Consider the following 21,751-nt stretch of genomic DNA (forward strand, 5'->3'; position numbering starts at 1 on the left):
GACAACTAAGCCATTCATGTGATTAAACCCTTGGCGTAATACTTGCTGCCTTTGCTATAAACTTGGCTAAAAGCCTTGTAAAAGCCATGAGTAGTTACCTTACTCACTGGCTACACACGGCCATAAATACTGCACGTTAAGTAGGCAGTGCGTTGTCAAAAAAGTTAAACACCGTTGCACTAAAACAAAACCATGTTCGCTGGAGGAATCATTGGACACACTTATTCCGAGTCTTTCACAGCTTATTGAATTCGCTGTAGCCCCTGTATTTTTACTTACCGGTATTGCGGGGTTCCTAAACGTTATGTCGTCTCGGTTAGGGCGAATATCAGATAGGGTTAGAGTTGCAGAAAGACAAATTCATACCTTGTCAGACCCACATATTGTCGACCGCTCTAAAAAAGAAATAAAAGTACTGTGGCGCAGGGTGAAAGTCATTAACTGGGCGATTGGACTTTGTGTCGCTTCGGGGCTAATGGTTTGTACGGTAATTATGGCGCTGTTTTCCGGGTCACTCTGGGTGGTCGATTTGAAAACGCCGATTATAGTGCTATTCATATTGGCAATGATGTTTCTAATCAGTGCGCTTATTGTGTTTCTGGTTGAAGTCAAACTTGCAACTAACACTATAAACTTAGTCAGAACTATCCGGTAGTCTCATTACCTCAACCAGTTAGCGCTTTATTGACATAAACTAGTCCCCCCCCAAAAAGGCGACTATAGAGTTTTTAACCTCTTTAGTCGCTTTGTTTCATTCCAACGCAAAGCTTTAATTTATTTTAAAAGCACTGTTTAATGTAAGTATTGAGTAAAGAGCACAGTTAAAAACGCTCACTAACGTCTAACTGAGGTAAAATTCGTCCGCTAACGTCTTTAATTTGCTACAAATATAGGCCTACAAGATTTCGGCCAATAGAAAGGATTTAACTGCGCCATGAATACCAAATTACTTCGCTCTCTACAGGTTTTTATTGCGGTGTCAGATAGCGGTAGCATGAGTGTTGCAGCCCGCGAGCTACACATGACTGTTTCTGCAATTAGCCAACAGTTACGAAAACTTGAACATGATATTGGGCTTAGCCTTTTTAACCGAAATACCCGAAGCTTAAGTCTCACTGAAGCCGGACGCATATACTACGACACCAGTAAACAAATGCTGCAAACCGCGGAACTGGCTCAACAGAAAATTGAAAGCCTTCAAGACGACCCTACTGGTAAAATCAACATTATCGCACCTGAAGGTTTTGGCGGTGGCTTACTAAGTGAACCATTAAAGAAGCTGTGTGAAGAATTTCCAAAAATTACAATATCATTAACCGTTACCGACGAACCTAAAGATATTATTGCATCAAGCGCAGACCTTGTACTTTGCTTCGCTCCCGTTTCTGACACGAATTTTAGTAGTTTGAAGCTTGCTACCTGGGAGCGAATCCTATGTGTTTCTACTGGGCACCCGCTAGCTAGCGAAAACTTGTCTTCACCTGAAGAGTTAAGTGATCATGCCTACATTGTGCACAGGCACATTGAAGACTATGTGATGAAACATGAAAGCAAGGGTGAGTTTGAATTAGATTCTCAGCGAATTGATGTAAATTCAATGCAGACATTGATTAAGCTTACCCAAGATAACCTGGGCTACGCCGTATTGCCTGAACCTGAGGTAAGACACTTGCTCAAATCAGGTGAGATGAAGCAGCTTTTCACAGAATGGGAATTGCCTGACTATACCGTTTATGCGGTTACGCCGAAACGGGATCTTATGCCCGCCAAAATTAGCGCCGCGATTACTTGCTTACAAGATTTATTTGCGCAGATTTAACAATCAACTAGTGGCGAATGAGTTGGTAAAATATGATGTCTAATACGAGAAAGGCAGCGTAAAAACGCTGCCTTTTTTTTATTGCTATCAACTTCTTCGTTTTTAGAAGCGAGTGTTCATTTGAACACTTAGAATGTGCGCTGTAGCTGACTGAGTACCAGTGAAGTTTGTAGTGAAGTTAGTACCAGGAAGAACATCACTTAAAATAGTTCTGTCTTTATTAATGTCTGCTTCACGGCCATCGATGAATACATAGGCGAGATCAATCGATGTATCTTCGCTCATAGTGTAAGTCATACCACCAGAGAACCAGTGACGATCAGTATCTGGGATACTTAGCGAGCGGTTTTTTACCGATACCACACCGTCGTCATAAGCATAGCCAGCACGAAGGGTAATTTCATCATTTAAGATGTAAGTTACACCTAGAGCCGCGCGCCATGAGTCATCGAAGTTTTCTTCTTTAATCAAGAAATCGACACCGTCTTCCAAGTTAGCTTCAAGCTTCTCAAACGTGCTCCAGTCGGTGAAGGTTAAGCTTGCTTGCACAGACCACTGGTTATCGATTTTTTGATCAACCGCTAGCTCAGTAATAGCAGCAAGGTTCAAGTCCAAACTACCAGGCTGGTTTAGGTTAATAGGGAAGATAAGGGTTTCTGAAGATACGTTACCTTCAAGCTCTAATTTTGTTTCCGCACGGTAAGAAAGCGCAACATTGGTCATATCCGTCGGCTGCCAGAAAACGCCAGCGTTCCAACCGAAGCCAATGTCATCACCTTCCATACTAAATAGTGAATTACCCGCAGTCAGCTCTGGCAATGTTACACCTAGTGCCTCAGCGCTTGGCGCTAGAGTAACTAGAGTGTCTACAAGTGTGTTTGAGACGCCAGAGCCGATTTCAGCTTCTGCATATGTAATGTTCAAACCAAAGCCAACCATAAGTTGCTTGTTCACTTTATAGGATACAGCAGGGTTAACCGTTACAGTTTTCACTTCTGCAGTGTCAGCGAAGTGAAGCGCACCAAAATCGTCTGAGTAATCTGAGCGAAGACCGTAAGTAGTGAAAACGCCAACACCGGCAGACAGTTCATCGTTAATAGGCGAAACATAGAAGAAACCAGGTACGATAGCAGTATCAGCGATGTTGTCTTCTTGAGCAGCTCCACTACCAACAGTATTATCGCCAAGGTCATAAGTAACCGCGCCATTAATATCTACATTTGGGTCGATAAAGCTTACTGATGCACTAAATTCAGCTTCTTTAAATACACCAATTGCTGCAGGGTTAGTTGCTAAAATAGAGGCATTTTCTGGCTTGGCTGCTTGGCCTGCCATAGCACGGCCTAGGCCGTTTGCACTGTGTTCATTAACTTGGAAACCAGCTGCTAGCGCAGAAGAAGAGGCTAAGGTAGCAAGCGCTAAGCAAACTGAGGCACGTAAAGAAAACTGTTGCTTCATAAGATACTCATTGTAATAGGGGAAAATTGCAGCAGGCATTTTACGGATATGAGTAGTTTTGTTCAATGCAAGTAAACGTTATTTACGCACTTTTATCGCATTATTTACAATTTTAGCTACAACTTCGACGCATTTATAAGCAATATTGATAAAGTTAAGTTAACTAAAGATCACGATATTGTTAACAAGGTTATCTACCGCTTTCACCAGCAATTATTGTTACTGTCTTCATTTTTCGCTCAATTTTATAGCCTTCACCCCGTACTGGTTGTGTTTATAACAATCAGCCCCACCCTATCTTTACAGTCGGTGAGTGATCTCAGCTATGCTTAATGCGTTTCTATATTAGGTAAATAAGCAGGCAAATCATAAGGTAAATCATTCGTCACACCAGAAACTTTTTACATGTCACAGGAGGATACAATGTCAACATATAAAGCTATCACGCTGGTCAAGCGTCCCGAGGATGGAAAAATTGGCCCTCATCTATTCGAAACAAAAGAGTTTGAAATACCAACGCCAAAAGACGGTCAAATTCTAATAAAGCAAACCCACATGTCTTTAGACCCTGCCATGTTAGGTTGGATGAGTGAAGACAGAGAAAGCTATATTCCTCCTGTAGAGCTTGGCGATATTATGCGCTCTAGCGGTGTGGGCGAAGTTGTTGAGTCTAATAACCCAGACTTTTCAGTTGGCGACAAGGTTATGGGTATGACTGGCTGGAGTGAATATGTGCTAAGCGATGGCTCAGGCTTTAACAAGCTTCAGCAAGGTGTTACTGAAGAAATGGCACTATGTGTATTTGCGCTGCCAGGTTTAACCGCCACCACTGGCCTTTATAACTTTGGTGAACCTAAGGAAGGCGAGACACTTATTGTCACAGGTGCGGCAGGCTCTGTAGGTTCTATTGTGGGTCAGTTAGCAAAAGCAGACGGGCTTCGTGTAATCGGCGTTGTGGGTAGTGACGATAAGGCCGACTGGATTGTCAATGAGTTAGGTTTTGACGGCGCAATTAATTATAAAACTGACGACTTAGAAGAAAAACTGGCAGAGCTTACGCCAGATAAAATTGATGTATTTTATGAAAACACGGGCGGTCCTATCCAGCACCATATATTCAACAGAATGAATGCCCATGGTCGTATTGTTGTGTGTGGAATGATTGCCGATTATCAATCAGAAGAGCCGTCACCAGGTCCTAATTGGATCCCGTTAATTAAGAAGCGCATTAATATTCGTGGGTTTGCGATGCCAGACCATTGGAATGAAATTCCAAAGCTTTTAGAAAAACTCACACCTTATGTGCAGCAAGGAAAGATAAAGTACCGTGCGCATACCATTGAAGGTTTAGATAACGCCGAAAAAGGCTTAAATATGCTGTTTGAAGGTAAAAACACCGGAAAAATGATACTTAAGCTGTAATTTTTTAAACGAAGCGTAGAGTTTTAATTAAGAGCACAGTGTTAACGCTAGCACTGTGCTTCTGATATCACATACTGTGCTTTACCTTTTTCTTTAGCTTCATAAAGTACTTTGTCGGCTTCATCGATAAGCCAATCAATGGAAGTGTCGCCAACTGAACTGGCGTAAGCAACACCAATTGAACAACTCATAAACGGGTGCTTTGCTCCCTCGGCATGTTTTAATTCAGCCTGCTTCCATTTATCCAATAGTGCTTGTGCGTGCTTTTCAACCTGCTGTTTACTGATATCGCTTAAAACAACAATGAATTCTTCGCCACCGTAGCGGCCCAAGATATCAGTTTCCCGTTTAAAAACTTGCTTCATAATACGCGCTTGTTCTTTTATTGCTTCATCACCCTGCTGATGGCCAAAACTGTCGTTGTATTTTTTGAAGTCATCTAAATCGAGCATTAATACCGCCATCGACACGTCATGGCGCTTACTTAAGGCCAACAGCTTTTCACTTTGATCTCGCAGAGCCCGTCGATTGAGTAGATCAGATAACGGGTCGAACTTGCTAAGCTTTAATAAGCGGTCGTTAGTTTCTTTGAGCATACGTACACTGCGATCGAGCCGATAACGAGCGTACACGCATATAAATAATGACCCTGATACAAAAGCTGCTGAAATAGGAACCCTGTCACCGTAAATTGGCGCTAACCACATCAACCCTAAAAACCCCAAAATGTTTATAACATTGGCTGCGGTTGCTAGCTTAAATGGAATACCCAACGCAAATACACAAAAGAATGCATAGAGGATGGTGCCTTCGTAAGGAAAAATAAAGTTGTGCTCTTCCCAGCAAACCCATATTAACCAATAGTTGCTGTAGGAAAGCGCAATAAGCAGGCCAGCAAATATGTACGCTCGGTACCGCATAAATTCGCGCCAAAAAGACAGTACAACAACGATAAGTATAATAGGGAATTGAAGAAGTAGACGGTCGAAGGTGTACAGTTCGTACATACTGCTAGGCAATAGCACTAAATCAGCAGCCATAAACACAAGTACCAGAACAGCGCCGATAATCAGCGCTATTCTTAGCCTGCGTTGTTCACTGGGTCTGTTGATTTGCACGCATCACCTTGATAAATAAAGTCCGTAAAAGTATTTCAATACAGCCAATGGTGGCAGCCGCCGCTGGCTATACAGATGCAACTCATTGACGCAGAATTGCTTTAACTATTATCAGTGACTTCTTGGCTAAGTGCCAGTTTTAACAAACTTTCTTGCAAGGCTTCAACGGTGACAGGCTTTGTGACTATGTCGTCCATTCCCGCCTGCTTAAATGAGATATGGCGCTCTTTAAATGCTTCTGCTGTAAGGCCAATAACAGGGGTTTTGCTGAGCTCACCGTTCAGTTTTCTGATGCGTTTCGTCGCTTCAATGCCATCCATGACAGGCATGTGAACGTCCATGAAGACCACATCAATACCACCCTCTTCAACACGCGCAGCGGCTTTCAGCCCGTTATCAACGTGTTCAACATCACATTTCAGCTGTTCTAATAATGCCTGTGCAACCACAGCGTTAATTGCATTATCTTCAGCCAGTAGCACCTTTAGCCCTGATGGTAGGCTTGCGCCATGCGCTTTATGTGCAGAAGAAGATTCAATGGATGAATCCGACACAAGTCGAGATTGAACATTCGCAGTAACGGTAAAGCATGAGCCTTCGCCCACTTTACTGACAACTTTTATATCGCCGCCAAGTATCTGAGCAAGTTGTTTAGCAATAGCAAGGCCAAGCCCAGTACCACCATATTTCCGCGTTATAGAAGAATCGGACTGCGTAAACTTATCAAATATATGCTCTAGCCTGTCTGGCTCAATCCCAATGCCAGTATCTTTAACCGCTATAACTAAACGGTTGTCACCCATGGTTGCTGTTGAAGGCTGTTTAAGTTTAGCCGAAATACTCACCGTGCCTTTGTGGGTAAACTTAATAGCGTTGCTTACCAAATTAATAATAATTTGGCGAAGTTTGGTAATATCGCTAGTTACCGCCACAGACTCTAAGTTCTTGCTCTTATAAACCAACCGGGTACTGTTAGCACTAGCGTTTGTGCCTAATAGCGTAATAAGGTCGTTCAGCATTGAATCGAGATCAAACTCTGTCACGTCAATTTCCGACATACCTGACTCAATTTTAGAGAGATCTAATACGTCATTGATAACGGTAGCAAGAATAGATGCTGAGGACTTCAAATCGCTGGCATACTGATGCTGTTTGTCTGAAAGTTGAGTATCTAAAAGCAGTGTGGCTAAGCCTTGAATCCCGTTTAGCGGCGTACGAATTTCATGACTCATTACTGCAAGAAAATCTGTTTTAGCGCGATTTGCCTGCTGGGCTTGCGCTACGTATTGCTCGATTTCACCAGACATGGCTTCAACATCGCGCGCCAAACTTCCTAGTTCATCATTTTGCTCTAAGTCTATGTTGACCCTCTTATGGTCAACAGCGATGCGACTTGCCGCTGATTTGATTTTCTCAATGGGAGAGACTACGAACACCTGGGTTACCTTACCCATAAGTAGGCTAACGATAACTACAGCAAACAGCGTTACTAAAAAGGTTAGCCACGCTATCGTGAATAGCGAGGATTGTAAGGGTTCTGCGGGTTGTAGAACCGTAACTTTCCAATTCCAAGGTGTGAATTCAGAACAAGCAAACAACACATCTATGTCGTTTACACTCGACTCACCATAAGCCACGCGCCGGTCAGCTATCGTCGCTCTACTAGCGTTTTCTGCATTCAGTACAACCTCACTTTTAGTAGTACTAAATATAACCGTACCTGTACTTTTATCGCTAATGGCAAAATGCCGATCTGTTGTTTGCTGTAGCGACTTTAGCTCTTCAAAAACTTCCTTTTGATAAGCCTCGCGAAAAACGGGAACATTTTCTAGGCCTGATTCAATGAGCAGTTCTCGTCTCTCATCAATGATCTCTAACACGTTTAATGTAAGGGTTTGAGTAAGAAGCTGATATTCCCTTTCGCGAACCGAGTCGTACGCCGTTAAATAAGCCCAATACCCGGTAAGTGCCATACCAATTAACAAAATTGGAATGTAGATAACTAGCAGTTTTGATTTGATCCGCATACTAACTTCTAATTAGGCCTTATTGATACACATGCTCTTTCGAGAGTTTTAAGTAACTTGATGGAATGGGCAATTGCAATTTAATTGCCGTGGTTACGTTTACTGCTACAGTGTACGTGTCCATTTTGCCAACGGGAATGTCTCTCGCCGATTTACTCTGAAGTATCAGCTTTGCTTTTCTTGCTGCTGATTTTCCAATACTAGCCGGTTCAGATACCACACCAATAAGCGCGCCTTCTTTAACTGATGAAATACTTTCTGCGAATAAGGGGAGTAATCCCGTCTTCTCTTTAACTTTATCCACTAACCCTTCGGCTTCTGCTAAGGGGCCTGATGACAACCAATAGCCGTCCAGTTCTGCACTCTTTTGGTCTAATCTATCAACCATACTATCCGTCATTTCAACGCGTCCTTCATCACCTTCTAGATAAGGCGTACTAACTGCGACTAAGTTTATATTTTCATACTCACTGTCTAACGCTAGCAATTGGTTTACCAGGTTGCTCGATGAGGGGTAGGTAGAATGCACTAAACCTATAGTAAATGGAGTCTCGGGGTTCGATGCTCTAAGCACGCCGTCTAACATATCGAGCTTTACCTTCGCATCGAGTACGTGTGACTCACCCGTTATATTGCGTTTACTCACAGCACCGATTGTAGGGACTATCCCTTCTTCCACGGGAGCGGAAACCACCATAAAAAGCTTTGGCGTTTCAATAAATTCATCAGCAGCATTCAGCGCGCGAGTGGCCAACGTCGCTATGGACACAATGAGATCAGGCTCTGGCTCTTGCGCCAGTTCGCTCAGTATTTCTTTAGCGCGAGTCTCAGATCCTTCAGCATTGTATGTGGTTACGTTGATATCGTGCTCGGGCATAATTCGAACAAGCTCTTTTTCAAATTCGACCCGTGATTCAGTAACAATAGGAACTGGGAGCGTTTCAATAATGACAAGGTCCAGCGCTTCTTTCGCATGTGCAGAACTTAGGCCCGCTGCGAGAGACGCAAAAGCAAAGAAAAAGGAAAACCAGACCTTTGGCATGACTGTAAACCTGCAACACTAAATGAAAATACACATATCATTGTATATCATAAAGTTATTCTTGCGCACTGCATAGAAGAAGTTATGACCAGATTTATAAAACTGGTCATAACTTTTTAATTGCTAGGATACGATGTCTGCGAACGCTTTAACGCTAAATAAACGCGCTTCTATATCGTAAATGGGCATAGACACAATTATCTCGTCAATATCCGTTGCCTCGATAAATTCAGCCAGCTTGCTTTGTACGGTGTCTTTCGAGCCAACCAAGGCATATCTCAACACACTTGATAGCATGGCCTCATCCGTTGCCGTGCAATATTCATCAAAGTTGTGCATAGGTTTGGCAAATGGCTTGTTAAGGCCACGTCTCATGTTCATAAACTGCTGCTTCACCGACGTGAATAATAATTCTGCCTCCTCATCGGTTTCTGCAATAACCACCATTACACCTGCCATGGCCCTTGGTGCTGATAATTGGGGCGAAGGTTTAAACATGTTGCGATACACATGAAGCGCATCAAATAGCGCATCGGGTGCGAAGTGGGAAGCAAATGAATATGGCAACCCCATCTTTGCCGCCACCTGGGCACTGTACAAGCTAGAACCAAGTAACCACAAAGGCACATGTGTATTCGCTCCAGGCACTGCAACAATTGGCTGCCCCTCTTTTGGGGTGCCAAGGTAATGCTGAAGTTCCTGAATATCTTCTGGATAACTATCTACATCGCTTTGCAAATTACGACGAAGCGCTCTTGCCGTTGCCATATCAGTACCTGGCGCTCTGCCCAGCCCAAGCTCTATACGATTGGGAAATAACTCAGCTAGCGTGCCAAATTGCTCAGCAATAACCAAAGGCGCATGATTAGGCAGCATAATGCCACCAGCTCCAATTTTGATGGTAGAGGTAGCATTAGCAATGTGCGTTAACACTACAGAGGTGGCAGAGCTGGCTACACCATGCGTGCCATGGTGCTCCGCTAACCACACACGCTCATAGCCACTGCGCTCGGCTTCCATAGCCATTAGCTTGGAGTTGTTTAGCGCGTCTTTCACGCTATACCCTTCAGATATAGGCGCTAAATCTAGCAGTGAATAAGGAATAGCCATGGTGCCTCGCATTGTTGAAACTCGGTAATGATTTATAAGTATGAACGTGCCGTCCGTTTTACAACGGTTGTATTGATGGTTTAAGACGGTTGGGGAGGGTTTATCGATGAAGTGGCGTCATTAAATAAGTGAATAGGCTTAATGCGTTGCTACTTTCATTCAGCGATAACCTCTGAGAAATAAAAAAGCCTGCGAGTTTGTTGATCGCAGGCTTTGTTTTTAAGCACATTAAAGTTGCTTTAACAACGCTTCCCTACTCCACAGTCACCGACTTCGCCAAGTTACGTGGCTGGTCAACGTCTGTACCTTTAATTAACGCTACGTAGTAGCTCAGTAGCTGTAGCGGCAAGGTGTAGATGATAGGGGCGATTGGCTCGTCGCAGTGCGGCACGTCAATAACGCGCATGGTTTCATCCCCTGCAAACGCGGCATCTTTATCAGCAAATACGTACATGATACCGCCACGTGCGCGCACTTCTTCAACGTTCGACTTCAGTTTTTCAAGCAGTTCGTTATTTGGTGCAACCACAATTACCGGCATTTCATCATCAATTAGCGCAAGCGGGCCGTGTTTCAATTCACCTGACGCATAGGCTTCGGCGTGAATGTAAGAAATCTCTTTAAGTTTTAGGGCGCCTTCCATAGCGATGGGATATTGATCGCCACGACCTAGGAACAAACTGTGGTTTTTATCTGCAAACTCTTCAGCTAAATCTTCTATGCCGCCAGTGATAGCTAAGGTCTCTTCAAGCTTGGCAGGCAAGCTATGAAGCGCAGACACTATAGCCTTGCTGTCGGCCTCGGTCATACCATTCTCTTTACCTAATGCAAGGGTTAGCATTAGGAAAGCAGCAAGCTGGGTAGTGAAGGCTTTAGTAGACGCTACGCCAATTTCCGCGCCAGCGCGGGTCATAAATGCTAAGTCAGATTCGCGTACTAACGACGAGCCCTGAACGTTACAAATGGTCAAACTAGACATATAGCCCAGTTCTTTGGCTAAGCGAAGTGCGGCTAGCGTATCGGCTGTCTCACCTGATTGAGAAATCGTAATAAGCAGGCTGTTTGGGTGCACTACCGATTTGCGGTAACGAAACTCTGATGCAATTTCTACGTTGCACGACACATTGGCGTACTGCTCTAGCCAGTAGCGCGCCGTCATTCCCGCGTGGTAACTAGTCCCACAGGCAATGATTTGAACGTGTTTAACCTTTTTAAATATTTCATCAGCACCTTGGCCGAATACATCCGCGGTAAGACCGTTTTCATCAATACGATCCTTAAGCGCATTGCGCACAACCGTTGGCTGTTCATGAATTTCTTTAAGCATGTAGTGACGGTAACCCGCTTTGTCACCCGCATCGTGCTCTACGTTTGACTCAATCACTTCACGTTCGACAACGTTACCGTCTTTATCAAAGATTTTAACGTCTCGACGAGTAATTTCTGCCACATCGCCTTCTTCTAAAAAGATAAAACGGCGTGTTACTGGCAATAGCGCCATTTGATCTGATGCAATAAAGTTTTCGCCAAGCCCTAAACCTATAACTAGCGGGCTGCCCGAGCGTGCAACCACTACGCGACTTGGGTCTTCTTTATCCATGATAACGGTGCCATAAGCGCCGTGAAAAGTTCTAACCGCACTTTGTACTGCTTCGAGCAGGGCTTTACCCGACTTTAGTTCTTCGTGCACAGTATGAGCAATAGTTTCAGTGTCAGTGTCGCTGGTGAAGGTGTAGCCTTTTTCTTTTAGTTGAGCTTTTAGATGTACGTAGTTTTCAATAATACCGTTGTGAACAACAGCGACGCGCTCGGTTGAGAAGTGAGGGTGAGCATTCGCTTCTGTTACACCACCGTGGGTTGCCCAACGGGTGTGTGCAATTCCTGTAGTACCTAACGCTTCACCTTCTGCTACCGCATCAGCCAGCTCTTGTACTTTCCCTGTACGACGAATACGGGTGAGCGTACCGTCGTTTTGCAATAGCGCTACACCAGCTGAATCATAGCCGCGATATTCTAGTCTTTTTAACCCTTCTAGAAGAATTTCTACCACGTTACGTTCAGCAACAGCGCCAACAATTCCACACATAATTATTCTCCACTCGGCGCTGCAATAAGCACGGTCACGCCCTGATTTTCAATATTAAGTTTGTCTTGTTCACTAATGCCTTCATCAGTGATCAAAACAGAAATGTGTTTCCAGCTCAGCTCTAGGTTAGGCATTTTATGCGTTAATTTTTTTGAACTGGCTAATACCGCCACTTTTGTCGAAGCTTCGGCCATGGCCCGGGTCACACCAATAAGTTCGTTAAAGGTGGTAGTGCCTCTGTCTACATCAATGCCCGCTGCGCCGATAAGTGCAATGTCAAAACTATAGGCGCTAACTAACTGTTCAGCCATTGCACCTTGGAACGATTGAGACTGGGCATCCCATGTCCCACCCACCATTAACACCGTAGGCTCTTTAGCACTTTGGGTAATGTAATTGGCAGTGGATAATGTATTGGTCATTACCACTAAGTCATTAATATCCGATAGGTAAGGCAAGATTGACGCGGTGGTCGAGCCGCAATCTATGACTATCTTATTGCCCGGTTTAACTAAACCTGCTGCACACTGGCCTATGGCTTTAATTATTGGGCTAGTCGTCTGGCTTGGGTAAGCTTCATCAGTGATGGCTTGAGAAGAGTGAGTATCGAAGGCTATTGATGGCACAGGCACTGCGCCACCAAATTGTCGAATGAGCAAACCTTGCTGCGAAAGGGCGGCAAGATCTTTTCTTATCGTGACTTCAGAGGTAGCAAAACGCACGGCCAAATCTTCAACTTGTGACTGACCGTGTTCTTTCACCCACGCCACTATCTTCTGGCGGCGCAACTCAACTGATTGACTACTTTTCAATATAACCTCGATGGCTTTACGAATCGCTTTAGCGCTTGAGTACGCGTTGGGAGTTCGCTGTATAAACATACCAGCGCGTTAGCTCCATAAGTATTTCGTAAATAATACGCTTCTCGCAACCTATAACTTTCATAACGAAAGCTATAGATTACAAATTGAAAGCATCGTAAGTTAAATTGAAACTTTGATCAAGATAGTTTGTTTAATTAAACGACAGCGTTTGCTTTTTCTCACTCGCTTGTATAGCTAATTCAATGACCTTGATAACAGGTACTACTGTGCTTGCATCAGCTGGCGAAAACTTACCGTCTTCAATGGCGTGAGCAAGACGATTGAAAAATGTTAGGTATTCACCCTTGCGTGTTTCAATGGTTTCCTCCAGCAACTCGCCACTCTCGCTTGCCACCGTTAGCACGCCATGTTCTTTATCATTGGTTGTTGCCCAGCTTGCATCCTCAAAAGACAAGCCCGCTCGTAACTGGTTTTCTTGTGGGTCCAGATAGAACTTTCGAAAGCTACCTTTTGTGCCTTGTAGATCGAAGCGCAAGGTTGCCCCCGCCTGAAAGGCTGAGCTACCTAGCTTTACTACCCTATCACTATAGTGAAGGGTTACATCGAAGGTGTCATCCGACTGCCCATTCTCACGCAAGGCCTGTATGTTTGCCGACACTTCTTGCGGCTCGCCAAAAAGCTGTAGTGCTTGGTCAATTAAATGAGGGCCTAAGTCCCAGAAGATACCGCTGCCTGGGCCTTCGTTTTCACGCCATCTGTCTCGTGGTACAGGGCGAAAACGATCAAAACGGCTTTCCAAGCGTTTAATCTCACCAAGCGCACCGTCGTCGATAAGCTTTTTAATTGTAAGGAAGTCGCCATCAAAGCGCCTGTTTTGGTATACACAAAGCTGTTTGTTCTGTGCCTCAGCAAGCGCTACTAGCGCCTCTGCTTCTTCGCTATCTAATGTGAATGGCTTTTCTACCAACACATGGCAACTGTGTTCTAGTGCCAATTTAGCTTGTGAACCATGAAGATGATTAGGCGTTGTAATAACCACCAAGTCTACATCGTGAATTTTTAACGCTTCGTCTAACGAGCTGTACACTTCAGCTTCAGGTAAGAGCGCTTTAACCGCATCAGGTTTTGAAGAAATAACCACATCTACCGAGAATTGCGGAAGGTAATTTAGAAAGGGTAAATGAAAGGTTGTGGCTGAAAACCCAAAGCCAACAATAAGAGTAGATATCATCGAATATCCTTGTTCAATAGTAAACAACAGGTAAGTAAACACACACTATCAGTAATAATAGAGAGATAAAACCATAGATAGTTCAATATTTGAAAGAGTGTTTAAAATAGGTGGACTATTTACATTTACACTAACTAGGAAAGCGTTGTTTTAGGCGCTTTTATTAGCCATCAGTTCTTATCACCTTTCTGATTGAGCAATAGAGTGATGGGGCTAAAGAAGAAATTGGGCCAGCAACTTACGGTTAATGGTTGCCAGCCCTAATAGTTTAATTGCTGCTCACGCAGCCTGTAGCAAGGAACATCTTTTACTTTTTAGTAGGTCGCGGCCAATTTTGAATGTTGCGCTGTTTGCCACGGGCAACGGCTAGTGCGTTTTCGTCTACTGTTGACGTGATCACTGAACCAGCACCTACGGTAGCGCCTTTGCCAATGTTTACTGGCGCGACAAGCGACGAGTTTGAGCCGATAAAAGCATTTTCGCCGATGACGGTCTTGGACTTGTTTACACCGTCGTAGTTACAGGTAATTGTGCCTGCGCCAATGTTCGCTTTAGCACCAACTTCTGCATCGCCTAAGTAGGTTAAGTGATTCGCTTTGGCACCTTCACCTAAAATAGCCTTCTTCATCTCTACGAAGTTACCCACTTTGGCATTTTTCTGCATTACTGCGCCAGGGCGCAACCTTGCGTAAGGCCCAACTGTGCAAGCTTCGCCAACACTGGCTTCTTCAACAATAGAATTTGCTTCAATTACCGCGTTATCGGCAATGGTGCAGTTTCGCAGGATACAATTAGCACCAATAGTAACGTTATTGCCCAGCGTAACCTTGCCTTCAATAATAGCGTTTACGTCGATAATGACGTCGTTACCGGTTTCTAGCTGACCGCGTAAGTCAAAACGCGCAGGGTCCAACAAGGTTACACCGTTGGTCATTAGCTCGTCGGCTTGTCGGTGTTGAAGCGCGCGTTCTAAGTTAGCTAACTGCAAACGGTTGTTAACGCCTTCTACTTCTACAGCAGACTGCGGCTGAGCTGACTGAATGCGCTTGCCTTCGGCCGCAGCCATTGCAATAACATCAGTAAGGTAATATTCGCCCTGAGCATTGTCGTTGCTTAACTCGCCTAACCAGCGCTTAAGATCAGCACCAGACATCATCATCATGCCGGTATTAATTTCTTTAATTTCACGCTGAGCTTCAGTGGCATCTTTGTGCTCAACTATCGCGGTAATGTTGTCATTCTCACGAATAATACGGCCCATGCCTGTAGGGTCGTCTAAATTCACAGTTAACATAGCTAAATCACAGCCTTCCTTTGCTGCTTTTAAAGCGCTCAATGTTTCTTCACGAATAAGTGGTGCGTCGCCAACAAGTACAAGCACGTCTTCATTGTCTTTAATATGAGGTGCCGCTTGCTGAACGGCGTGGCCTGTTCCTAATTGCTCGGCCTGTAAGCACCAGTTTAGGTTATCTTCAACAATTGTTTCCTTTAGCTGATCACCGCCATGACCGTAAACCAAATGAATATTGTCAGCACCCAGTGATTTAACGGTGTTGATAATACGTTGCACCATAGGCACGCCACCCACTTTGTGTAACACCTTTGGCAATGAAGATTTCATACGGGTACCCTTACCCGCTGCTAAAACAACCACTGAGAAAGCCATATAATTCCTTTATTTCGCAAAGAGAATGAAAAATCGGAGCATAGTGTAACCAAGGGACAATAATATGTCAGCGATATCTTCATTTCGAGGTCTGACCGGACGACTTTGCGTTGCGCTTTCGTTCTTCGTTATTTAGTCTAAGTTAAGACAAATCGCCTAGTAGTTCATTATTGCAACAGGTATACTCGCAATCTAGGTAAGGTTCAGCCAGGCAAGGGAGCATGCGCAGTCTGTGAACACATTTCGTACACTACATAGAAGTATTCTAGTGTTATTTGCGGTAGTGGTTATCGCCATAGTAACACTGGTTCATTTCAGTATTTCAAAAATCGTTGCCGAACAAAGTCGAGCGCAGCAACAGTCATTGTCGCCTGCTATTTCGCTTATCGTTGAGCAACTTCTTAAGCCACTACATATTTCTGAAGCACTCGGTCACTCTACCGAACTGGTAGACTTAATGGATGGTGAAACCATAGACCAAGAAGCCGTTTTCAAAACATTGGATCGTCTTGAAAATGAATTTGGTTTATCTTTTTTCATTGCCAGTGAAGCAGACAGAAAACAATACAATTCTGATGGCAGCATTATTAACCTTATTGAAGGTGAAGTGAGCTGGTACTTCAAATACCGTGATTATCCCGCCGATGCCGTTGCCGATATCGGCAAATGGGAAGACACGCACTTTTATATCGATATAAAAATTCACGATGAAGATGGCCGCTTTTTAGGCTTTTTTGGTGTAGGAAAAAGCTTACGCAGCTTTATTGAAGTATTTGATACCTACAAACAAGAATATGGCTATGACTTCTTATTTGTAGATGGCGAGGGTGACATTATGCTGTCTTCAGACCCAAGCCTTATTGCCTCTTATTCTGATTTTACTAACTTATCTGAGCTCCCTTGGTATGCCAGTCTCCCCATGACTATTCAAAGCGAGCAAGCCCTAAATAATAAGTTAGTCACTATTGATCAAAAAGACTTCCTTATTGCCGAAGTTAAGCTGAATCAATTTGGTTGGACTGTGTTTCTTTTAAGTCCGCTTGAAGACCGTCAGGCAGAAATTTCTCAGGCGTTTATCTTTAGCGTGGTAACACTGCTTGTTGTTGTATTCTCTCTGTTCTTGCTGATCTACAATCTTCTGTATTATTTCAGAAAAGATATGCAGCCAGACTTAGTGGTACGCCATAGCAACCGTCTCCCTGAGAAAGACAATTTACAGCTTATTTATAAAACCTTATTGACCGAGCACAAGTCACTAAGCGTTATGCTGGTAAGCGTTGATGAACTTTCGGAAATAGTTGACGCCCATGGAGGAAACGCAGGCGACGATATTCTCGATAAAGTGGTGTCTTACCTAGCTGAGAACATCCGCGAGCAAGACGTAGTGGGTAGATGGAGTAGCGCTGAGTTTATTATTCTACTGCCTCATACTGGCCCTCACGTAGCGTTTGATATGGCGCAAAACCTGCGTCACGGCATCGCTACGCTACCCCCTCTGCAAGATTTACCTGAAGTAGTAGTTACCGCTTCTATTGGTATTTCATATACTGCGTCACCTCGCGCTATGCACGAGGTAACCGCACATGCTGAAGACGCGCTTTATCAAGCTAAACGCGACGGCAGCAATTTAGTAAGAATGCAGCTGATAGACTAAATAACGCTGGCTTCAGTTTAAGCAGGCTTAACCTTAAGGCGTTTTCGTTTGAGAACGCCTGTGGTTAGCGCAACACCAAACAAAATCATTAAGCCCCCCACTATGGTTTGAGCTGACAAATGCTCCTGCAAGAAAAGTACGCCCCAAATAATGCCAAATAGCGGCACTAAGTAAGCGACGGTTATTGCCTTTGCCGGGCCAATATCGGCGATAAGTTTGAAATACAAGATATACGCGATACCGGTACCACCGACGGCTAGCGCCACAGCGTTTACCCATGCATTCACGCTTGGCATGGTGTCTGGCAGAGTTGCAAGCGCAAAGGGTGCTAACATAATGCTGGCCATAGCTTGACTGCCTGTGGCCACAACTAAAGGCTTAACCCCTTGTAGCCATTTTTTCATCATACACGCTGCAATCCCATAGCCTGTTGTTGCTAAAAGTGCAGTTAAAATAGGAAGAAAGCTAATATCTCCCTCGCCAAGCTTTTGTTGACTAATAACGGTAACGCCGACAAAGCCAACAAAAAGACCAACAACCGCTGACTTTGTTAGTCTATCGCCCAACCACAGCCAAGCAACAATAGCCCCAAACATGGGTGCGGTAGCGTTTAGAATAGCGTTAACACCTGCCTCTAAGTGCAGACTGCTGTAATTAAAAAGCACAAAAGGGACGGCCGTATTAGCCAACCCAACGAGTGCTATGGCAAGCCAGTGATGCTTAATATCTTTAATCGAGCCGCGCAATAACAGTAAAGGTAATAACACTGCAGTTGCCAGTAAGGTACGAATTGCTACCAACACATAAATGCCAAACTCTGGTGCCGCAACCCGCATAAAAATAAACGAACCGCCCCATATTCCTGCTAACACCAACAGTGAAATAATGTCTCTTATTGCCATTTTTTTATCACCATTCTCTTATGACCCGTTTTTTTACGACCATTTTCTTATGACCACAGTACCCCTTGGGCTCCCTCTAAATTAAGTAAATACTGCTTACGCGGTAAACCACCTGCGTAGCCCGTTAGGGTTTTATTACTGCCGATTATACGATGGCAAGGCACTACAATAGCAATAGGGTTACGACCATTTGCCATACCCACGGCCCTAACGGCTTTTGGGTTACCGATTGCCTTGGCAATATCTAAATAACTGGCCGTTTCACCGTACTTTACTTGCTGTAAAGCCTGCCATACTTGATTCTGAAACACGGTGCCTTTAGGAGTAAGCGGTAAATCGAATTTCTGAAGCTGCCCATTGAAGTACGCCTTAAGCTGACGACACCCTTCATCGGTAATTGCGTTAGTGCATGAATGCGTATGGGCGTAAGCCTCATCACCATGAGCGTTGTATTGCTCAGCTTCATCTGGGTTTAAAAACGCAATGGCCGTTACTCCCTCATCAGTCGCTTCTACTTTGACTGGGCCTTGTACACTATTTACGAAACCTGTGTATGTCATGGTTAAGCCTTTTTTTGCTGGTTGCTAAGTTGCCAAAGCTGAAGGGTTAAATAGCTGCGCCATGGCGCGGCCTTATCAGGCTCCAGCGGATACTGCTGTGCCACTTTACGAACAATTAAATCGCCCCCAAGATAAATATCTGGGTTTCTCTCGCCACGCATTTTTAAATAATCCAGTGTCCAAGGGCCCACGCCCTTAATTGCAAGGATATCTTCATGGGCTGGCATGCTATCGCCAACAAACAATTGTGCAAAGCTGCGTAGCGCGTTTTTTCGCGCCTGCGGCATACGCAAAAACTCTAGATTATTGTCCGCGACAGTTTCTGGTGTAGGAAAGCTATAGCACTCCCCCGTCTCGGTATCAAAGTCTTGCGAAGAAACGACATTTGATACCCTTTCGCCTAGCAGATGTACAAGTAGCGTTACTTGTCCAATAGCCGCTTTTACACTGACTTGCTGCCCGACAATAGCGCGGCAACCGCTTTCAAATACACTCCACGCGCTAGGGAGGCGTAGGCCTGATGTTAACTGCTTTTGTGACAGCCCTGCCTGCATTAGGCTTTGCTCTATTAATAGTGGGTCGGCGTGAAGGTCGAGAACCAGCTTTATGTTTTCTATTACGGTATGAAGAGCGCGTAAATCGGGCATATCAATGTGAACATTGAAGCCGTTGCGCGCCTGATCATGTTCTGCTTTGAAGACACCAACACTGGACTGACTTGAAAAATAGCGCTGGTAGCTGTTTTCTGTAACTAGCTCCATACCCTCAATGGCGCGCGCAGCTAAAAAATCACGTACATAAGGCCAGTTATACGGAGGGCGATAAGCAAGAAACAGGGATATCGACTTTTGTTCAGCGCCCTGCTTTTTTCTAAGCTGTGTCGGCGAGGTTCCGCAATATTGTTCTACAGCTCGCTGCAATTGCCTAAGCGACTGATAACCTGCGGTTACAGATACATCCGTCATAGACAAAGAAGTTTGTTGAATAAGCTGTTTTGCAAACAAAGCGCGCTGCATATTTTGAAACTGTTTAGGCGATATGCCTACCGCATTAACGACCAGCTTATTTAAGTAGCGCTCACTTATACCTAGACGGCAGGCAATATCTGCCACACTCTCTATTGGAATGGCAGATAATAGCGATAGCCCTCGACTTACTGTTGCGCCCACGCCTTTCCAAGCTGCAGAACGAGGCGCGCTGTCGGGTCGGCACCGAAAACAAGGACGATAGCCTTGCGCCATAGCCTGAATCGCATGTTCGAAATAAGTCACATTCTCTTCTTTAGGCAAGCGCGCTGGGCAAATGGGTCTACAAAAGATACCCGTCGTTTTTACTGCAACGAAAAAGCGACCGTCAAAACGCGGATCTCTGCTAAGCCTCGCTTTGGAGAACACATACTCAGCTAACCCTTCGCTTTCTGAAGCCTCTTCATTTTGCACAACATCGTTATCTAACATAAGTATGCAGCGCTCGCCCTTAACTCGTTACGTGAGCATAGTGTATCGTGTCTTTAATTTGTAAGTGCGACAAAATCAGCACTCTATAAAATCAGGGGTAGTATGGGTGAGTATAATTAGCGACATTTGATCATTGATGCGGCTAAACGCATAATAACGAGATAATAATAATGAACGCCCTGTGAAGTAACCTTGAAGTCACAGGCACAATGAGCTGACTATATGCTGAACTCTTCGCGCTTCTCACTACTGAGCCTGGCTCCACTATGGCTATTTGCAACACTTATGGTCATAACGCAAAGTGTTTCTGCTGATTGGTTAGATGACTACGCAAATCACGTTAAAAAAGAAGCGTTAAAATACAATGTCCCTGGATATGCATTTGTGTTTTACGAACAGGGAAAAGCGCCGCGGGTTTACGTTTACGGAAAAACTCGTAAAAAAGGCGGGAAGAGCGTTACCGAAGATACAGTATTCAGGCTAGCCTCTGTTTCAAAAACCTTCACCGCCCTACTATCTGCCAAACTTGTAGAGAAAAATCAGCTTAGCTGGGAAACCCCCATCTCTACTTTATTGCCCGACATTCCTTTTACAGGAAAAGGAATGGGCGCGCTTCAGCTACAACACATTGTAGGGCAATCCAGTGGATTCATGCCTAATGCCTACGACAACCTGATTGAAGCCGACTATTCGTTAGAGCGCGTGTTGAAATCTCTTGGTGAGCTTGAACCTTTATGTGCACCTGGCGAATGTTACACCTATCAAAATGCACTTTTCGGGGCGTTGGAGTACTACTTTAGCAACAATAATACCTCCTACTCACGCCAGCTTCAGGCAAACCTTTTCTCGCCATTAGGCATGAAGACCGCCAGCGTCGGTAAAGGCGGGTTGCTTGCTTCACAATCATGGGCACAACCTCACATTGCTATTGCTAGAAATAAATGGCGTGAAGGCAAAGTTGAAAGCAACTACTACCGCTTTTCCCCCGCGGCAGGAGTTAATGCCAGCATTTCAGATATGACCATTTATTTGCAGGCGCTGCTTGGCGAATTCCCAACGGTGATTTCAGATGAGATGGTGGACTATGTCACAACAAAACGCGTCAGAACCAAGCGTGAAACCTATCGCAGGGGCTGGCGCGGTATGATAGACGATGCGCATTATGGTTTAGGTTGGCGTATTTATGACTTAAATGGGGTGCAGCTTAACTATCATGGCGGCTGGGTAAAAGGCTATCGCGCCGATGTAGCATTTATGCCCGAAAGAAAAGTAGGCTATGTAATGCTGATGAACGCAGAATCAAATATGATTAATTCTACAACAGCGGAACTTTGGAAGCGCTATTTGAAAAAAGCCGACGCAGCTAAGTAGTAGC

The 21,751-nt window shown here is 44.4% G+C and carries 17 protein-coding genes; 5 read left to right on the top strand and 12 right to left on the bottom strand.

Going from position 1 to position 21,751, the window contains the following annotated elements:
- Nucleotides 1-211 precede the first annotated feature (211 nt).
- Together ACYX4W_RS02410 and ACYX4W_RS02415 are read left to right on the top strand one after the other, a co-directional pair.
- Nucleotides 212-655 carry a DUF2721 domain-containing protein gene (locus ACYX4W_RS02410; protein ID WP_118491429.1) on the top strand — a complete coding sequence of 148 codons (444 nt, stop codon included), beginning with the start codon at nucleotides 212-214 and terminating at the stop codon, nucleotides 653-655.
- A 279-nt stretch (nucleotides 656-934) separates the two neighbouring features.
- Complete coding sequence (locus ACYX4W_RS02415; RefSeq protein WP_474856625.1) at nucleotides 935-1,819, top strand: LysR family transcriptional regulator; 885 nt, start codon at nucleotides 935-937, stop codon at nucleotides 1,817-1,819.
- Nucleotides 1,820-1,921: 102 nt separating this feature from the next.
- On the opposite strand, the gene ACYX4W_RS02420 is transcribed toward ACYX4W_RS02415, so the two are convergent.
- Entirely contained in the window at nucleotides 1,922-3,277 is a 1,356-nt protein-coding gene (locus ACYX4W_RS02420; RefSeq protein ID WP_476074567.1) for an OmpP1/FadL family transporter, read from the bottom strand.
- A 423-nt stretch (nucleotides 3,278-3,700) separates the two neighbouring features.
- Here ACYX4W_RS02420 and ACYX4W_RS02425 point away from each other — a divergent pair, with 423 nt between their 5' ends.
- Entirely contained in the window at nucleotides 3,701-4,699 is a 999-nt protein-coding gene (locus tag ACYX4W_RS02425; RefSeq protein WP_476074568.1) for an NADP-dependent oxidoreductase, read from the top strand.
- 47 nt (nucleotides 4,700-4,746) lie between these two features.
- On the opposite strand, the gene ACYX4W_RS02430 is transcribed toward ACYX4W_RS02425, so the two are convergent.
- The 8 genes from ACYX4W_RS02430 to glmU form a co-directional block, all read right to left on the bottom strand.
- Nucleotides 4,747-5,817: a GGDEF domain-containing protein gene (locus ACYX4W_RS02430; RefSeq protein ID WP_474803834.1), complete on the bottom strand. Its 1,071-nt coding sequence runs from the start codon at nucleotides 5,815-5,817 to the stop codon at nucleotides 4,747-4,749.
- A gap of 101 nt (nucleotides 5,818-5,918) precedes the next feature.
- Nucleotides 5,919-7,844 carry an ATP-binding protein gene (locus tag ACYX4W_RS02435; protein ID WP_476074569.1) on the bottom strand — a complete coding sequence of 642 codons (1,926 nt, stop codon included), beginning with the start codon at nucleotides 7,842-7,844 and terminating at the stop codon, nucleotides 5,919-5,921.
- Between the two features lie 19 nt (nucleotides 7,845-7,863).
- A complete protein-coding gene (locus ACYX4W_RS02440) occupies nucleotides 7,864-8,886 on the bottom strand; it encodes an ABC transporter substrate-binding protein (protein ID WP_476074570.1) in 1,023 nt (340 codons plus the stop codon).
- 123 nt (nucleotides 8,887-9,009) lie between these two features.
- Entirely contained in the window at nucleotides 9,010-9,996 is a 987-nt protein-coding gene (locus ACYX4W_RS02445; protein WP_476074571.1) for an LLM class flavin-dependent oxidoreductase, read from the bottom strand.
- 253 nt (nucleotides 9,997-10,249) lie between these two features.
- Nucleotides 10,250-12,082 carry a glutamine--fructose-6-phosphate transaminase (isomerizing) gene (gene glmS, locus ACYX4W_RS02450; RefSeq protein ID WP_476074572.1) on the bottom strand — a complete coding sequence of 611 codons (1,833 nt, stop codon included), beginning with the start codon at nucleotides 12,080-12,082 and terminating at the stop codon, nucleotides 10,250-10,252.
- Between the two features lie 2 nt (nucleotides 12,083-12,084).
- Nucleotides 12,085-12,894 carry a DeoR/GlpR family DNA-binding transcription regulator gene (locus ACYX4W_RS02455; RefSeq protein WP_476075434.1) on the bottom strand — a complete coding sequence of 270 codons (810 nt, stop codon included), beginning with the start codon at nucleotides 12,892-12,894 and terminating at the stop codon, nucleotides 12,085-12,087.
- 202 nt (nucleotides 12,895-13,096) lie between these two features.
- A complete protein-coding gene (locus ACYX4W_RS02460) occupies nucleotides 13,097-14,137 on the bottom strand; it encodes a Gfo/Idh/MocA family oxidoreductase (protein ID WP_476074573.1) in 1,041 nt (346 codons plus the stop codon).
- Nucleotides 14,138-14,444: 307 nt separating this feature from the next.
- Complete coding sequence (gene glmU, locus ACYX4W_RS02465; RefSeq protein WP_476074574.1) at nucleotides 14,445-15,803, bottom strand: bifunctional UDP-N-acetylglucosamine diphosphorylase/glucosamine-1-phosphate N-acetyltransferase GlmU; 1,359 nt, start codon at nucleotides 15,801-15,803, stop codon at nucleotides 14,445-14,447.
- Between the two features lie 232 nt (nucleotides 15,804-16,035).
- Here glmU and ACYX4W_RS02470 point away from each other — a divergent pair, with 232 nt between their 5' ends.
- Complete coding sequence (locus tag ACYX4W_RS02470) at nucleotides 16,036-17,457, top strand: sensor domain-containing diguanylate cyclase (protein WP_476074575.1); 1,422 nt, start codon at nucleotides 16,036-16,038, stop codon at nucleotides 17,455-17,457.
- 17 nt (nucleotides 17,458-17,474) lie between these two features.
- Here ACYX4W_RS02470 and ACYX4W_RS02475 read toward each other — a convergent pair whose 3' ends face one another.
- From ACYX4W_RS02475 to ACYX4W_RS02485, 3 genes are read right to left on the bottom strand one after another with little or no spacing between them, the layout of a single operon-like run.
- Entirely contained in the window at nucleotides 17,475-18,359 is an 885-nt protein-coding gene (locus tag ACYX4W_RS02475; protein ID WP_476074576.1) for a DMT family transporter, read from the bottom strand.
- 47 nt (nucleotides 18,360-18,406) lie between these two features.
- Nucleotides 18,407-18,919, bottom strand: a complete 513-nt coding sequence (locus ACYX4W_RS02480) for a methylated-DNA--[protein]-cysteine S-methyltransferase (RefSeq protein ID WP_476074577.1) — start codon at nucleotides 18,917-18,919, stop codon at nucleotides 18,407-18,409.
- Between the two features lie 2 nt (nucleotides 18,920-18,921).
- On the bottom strand, nucleotides 18,922-20,376 hold the full coding sequence (locus tag ACYX4W_RS02485; protein WP_476074578.1) for a DNA-3-methyladenine glycosylase 2 family protein: 1,455 nt from the start codon (nucleotides 20,374-20,376) through the stop codon (nucleotides 18,922-18,924).
- 222 nt (nucleotides 20,377-20,598) lie between these two features.
- Between ACYX4W_RS02485 and ACYX4W_RS02490 the strand changes: the two genes are divergently transcribed.
- Nucleotides 20,599-21,747 carry a serine hydrolase domain-containing protein gene (locus tag ACYX4W_RS02490; RefSeq protein WP_476074579.1) on the top strand — a complete coding sequence of 383 codons (1,149 nt, stop codon included), beginning with the start codon at nucleotides 20,599-20,601 and terminating at the stop codon, nucleotides 21,745-21,747.
- The last annotated feature ends 4 nt before the right edge of the window (nucleotides 21,748-21,751 follow it).

The organism is Alteromonas sp. ABH4_454 (assembly GCF_056311775.1).

What these genes read in the sequence shown, in the direction of transcription:
- ACYX4W_RS02480 (WP_476074577.1), bottom strand. Translation starts at nt 18,919, where the DNA reads ATGACATACACAGGTTTCGTAAATAGTGTACAAGGCCCAGTCAAAGTA.
- ACYX4W_RS02425 (WP_476074568.1), top strand. Translation starts at nt 3,701, where the DNA reads ATGTCAACATATAAAGCTATCACGCTGGTCAAGCGTCCCGAGGATGGA.
- glmS (WP_476074572.1), bottom strand. Translation starts at nt 12,082, where the DNA reads ATGTGTGGAATTGTTGGCGCTGTTGCTGAACGTAACGTGGTAGAAATT.
- ACYX4W_RS02440 (WP_476074570.1), bottom strand. Translation starts at nt 8,886, where the DNA reads ATGCCAAAGGTCTGGTTTTCCTTTTTCTTTGCTTTTGCGTCTCTCGCA.
- ACYX4W_RS02460 (WP_476074573.1), bottom strand. Translation starts at nt 14,137, where the DNA reads ATGATATCTACTCTTATTGTTGGCTTTGGGTTTTCAGCCACAACCTTT.
- ACYX4W_RS02475 (WP_476074576.1), bottom strand. Translation starts at nt 18,359, where the DNA reads ATGGCAATAAGAGACATTATTTCACTGTTGGTGTTAGCAGGAATATGG.
- glmU (WP_476074574.1), bottom strand. Translation starts at nt 15,803, where the DNA reads ATGGCTTTCTCAGTGGTTGTTTTAGCAGCGGGTAAGGGTACCCGTATG.
- ACYX4W_RS02415 (WP_474856625.1), top strand. Translation starts at nt 935, where the DNA reads ATGAATACCAAATTACTTCGCTCTCTACAGGTTTTTATTGCGGTGTCA.
- ACYX4W_RS02435 (WP_476074569.1), bottom strand. Translation starts at nt 7,844, where the DNA reads ATGCGGATCAAATCAAAACTGCTAGTTATCTACATTCCAATTTTGTTA.
- ACYX4W_RS02485 (WP_476074578.1), bottom strand. Translation starts at nt 20,376, where the DNA reads ATGTTAGATAACGATGTTGTGCAAAATGAAGAGGCTTCAGAAAGCGAA.
- ACYX4W_RS02490 (WP_476074579.1), top strand. Translation starts at nt 20,599, where the DNA reads ATGCTGAACTCTTCGCGCTTCTCACTACTGAGCCTGGCTCCACTATGG.
- ACYX4W_RS02420 (WP_476074567.1), bottom strand. Translation starts at nt 3,277, where the DNA reads ATGAAGCAACAGTTTTCTTTACGTGCCTCAGTTTGCTTAGCGCTTGCT.
- ACYX4W_RS02445 (WP_476074571.1), bottom strand. Translation starts at nt 9,996, where the DNA reads ATGGCTATTCCTTATTCACTGCTAGATTTAGCGCCTATATCTGAAGGG.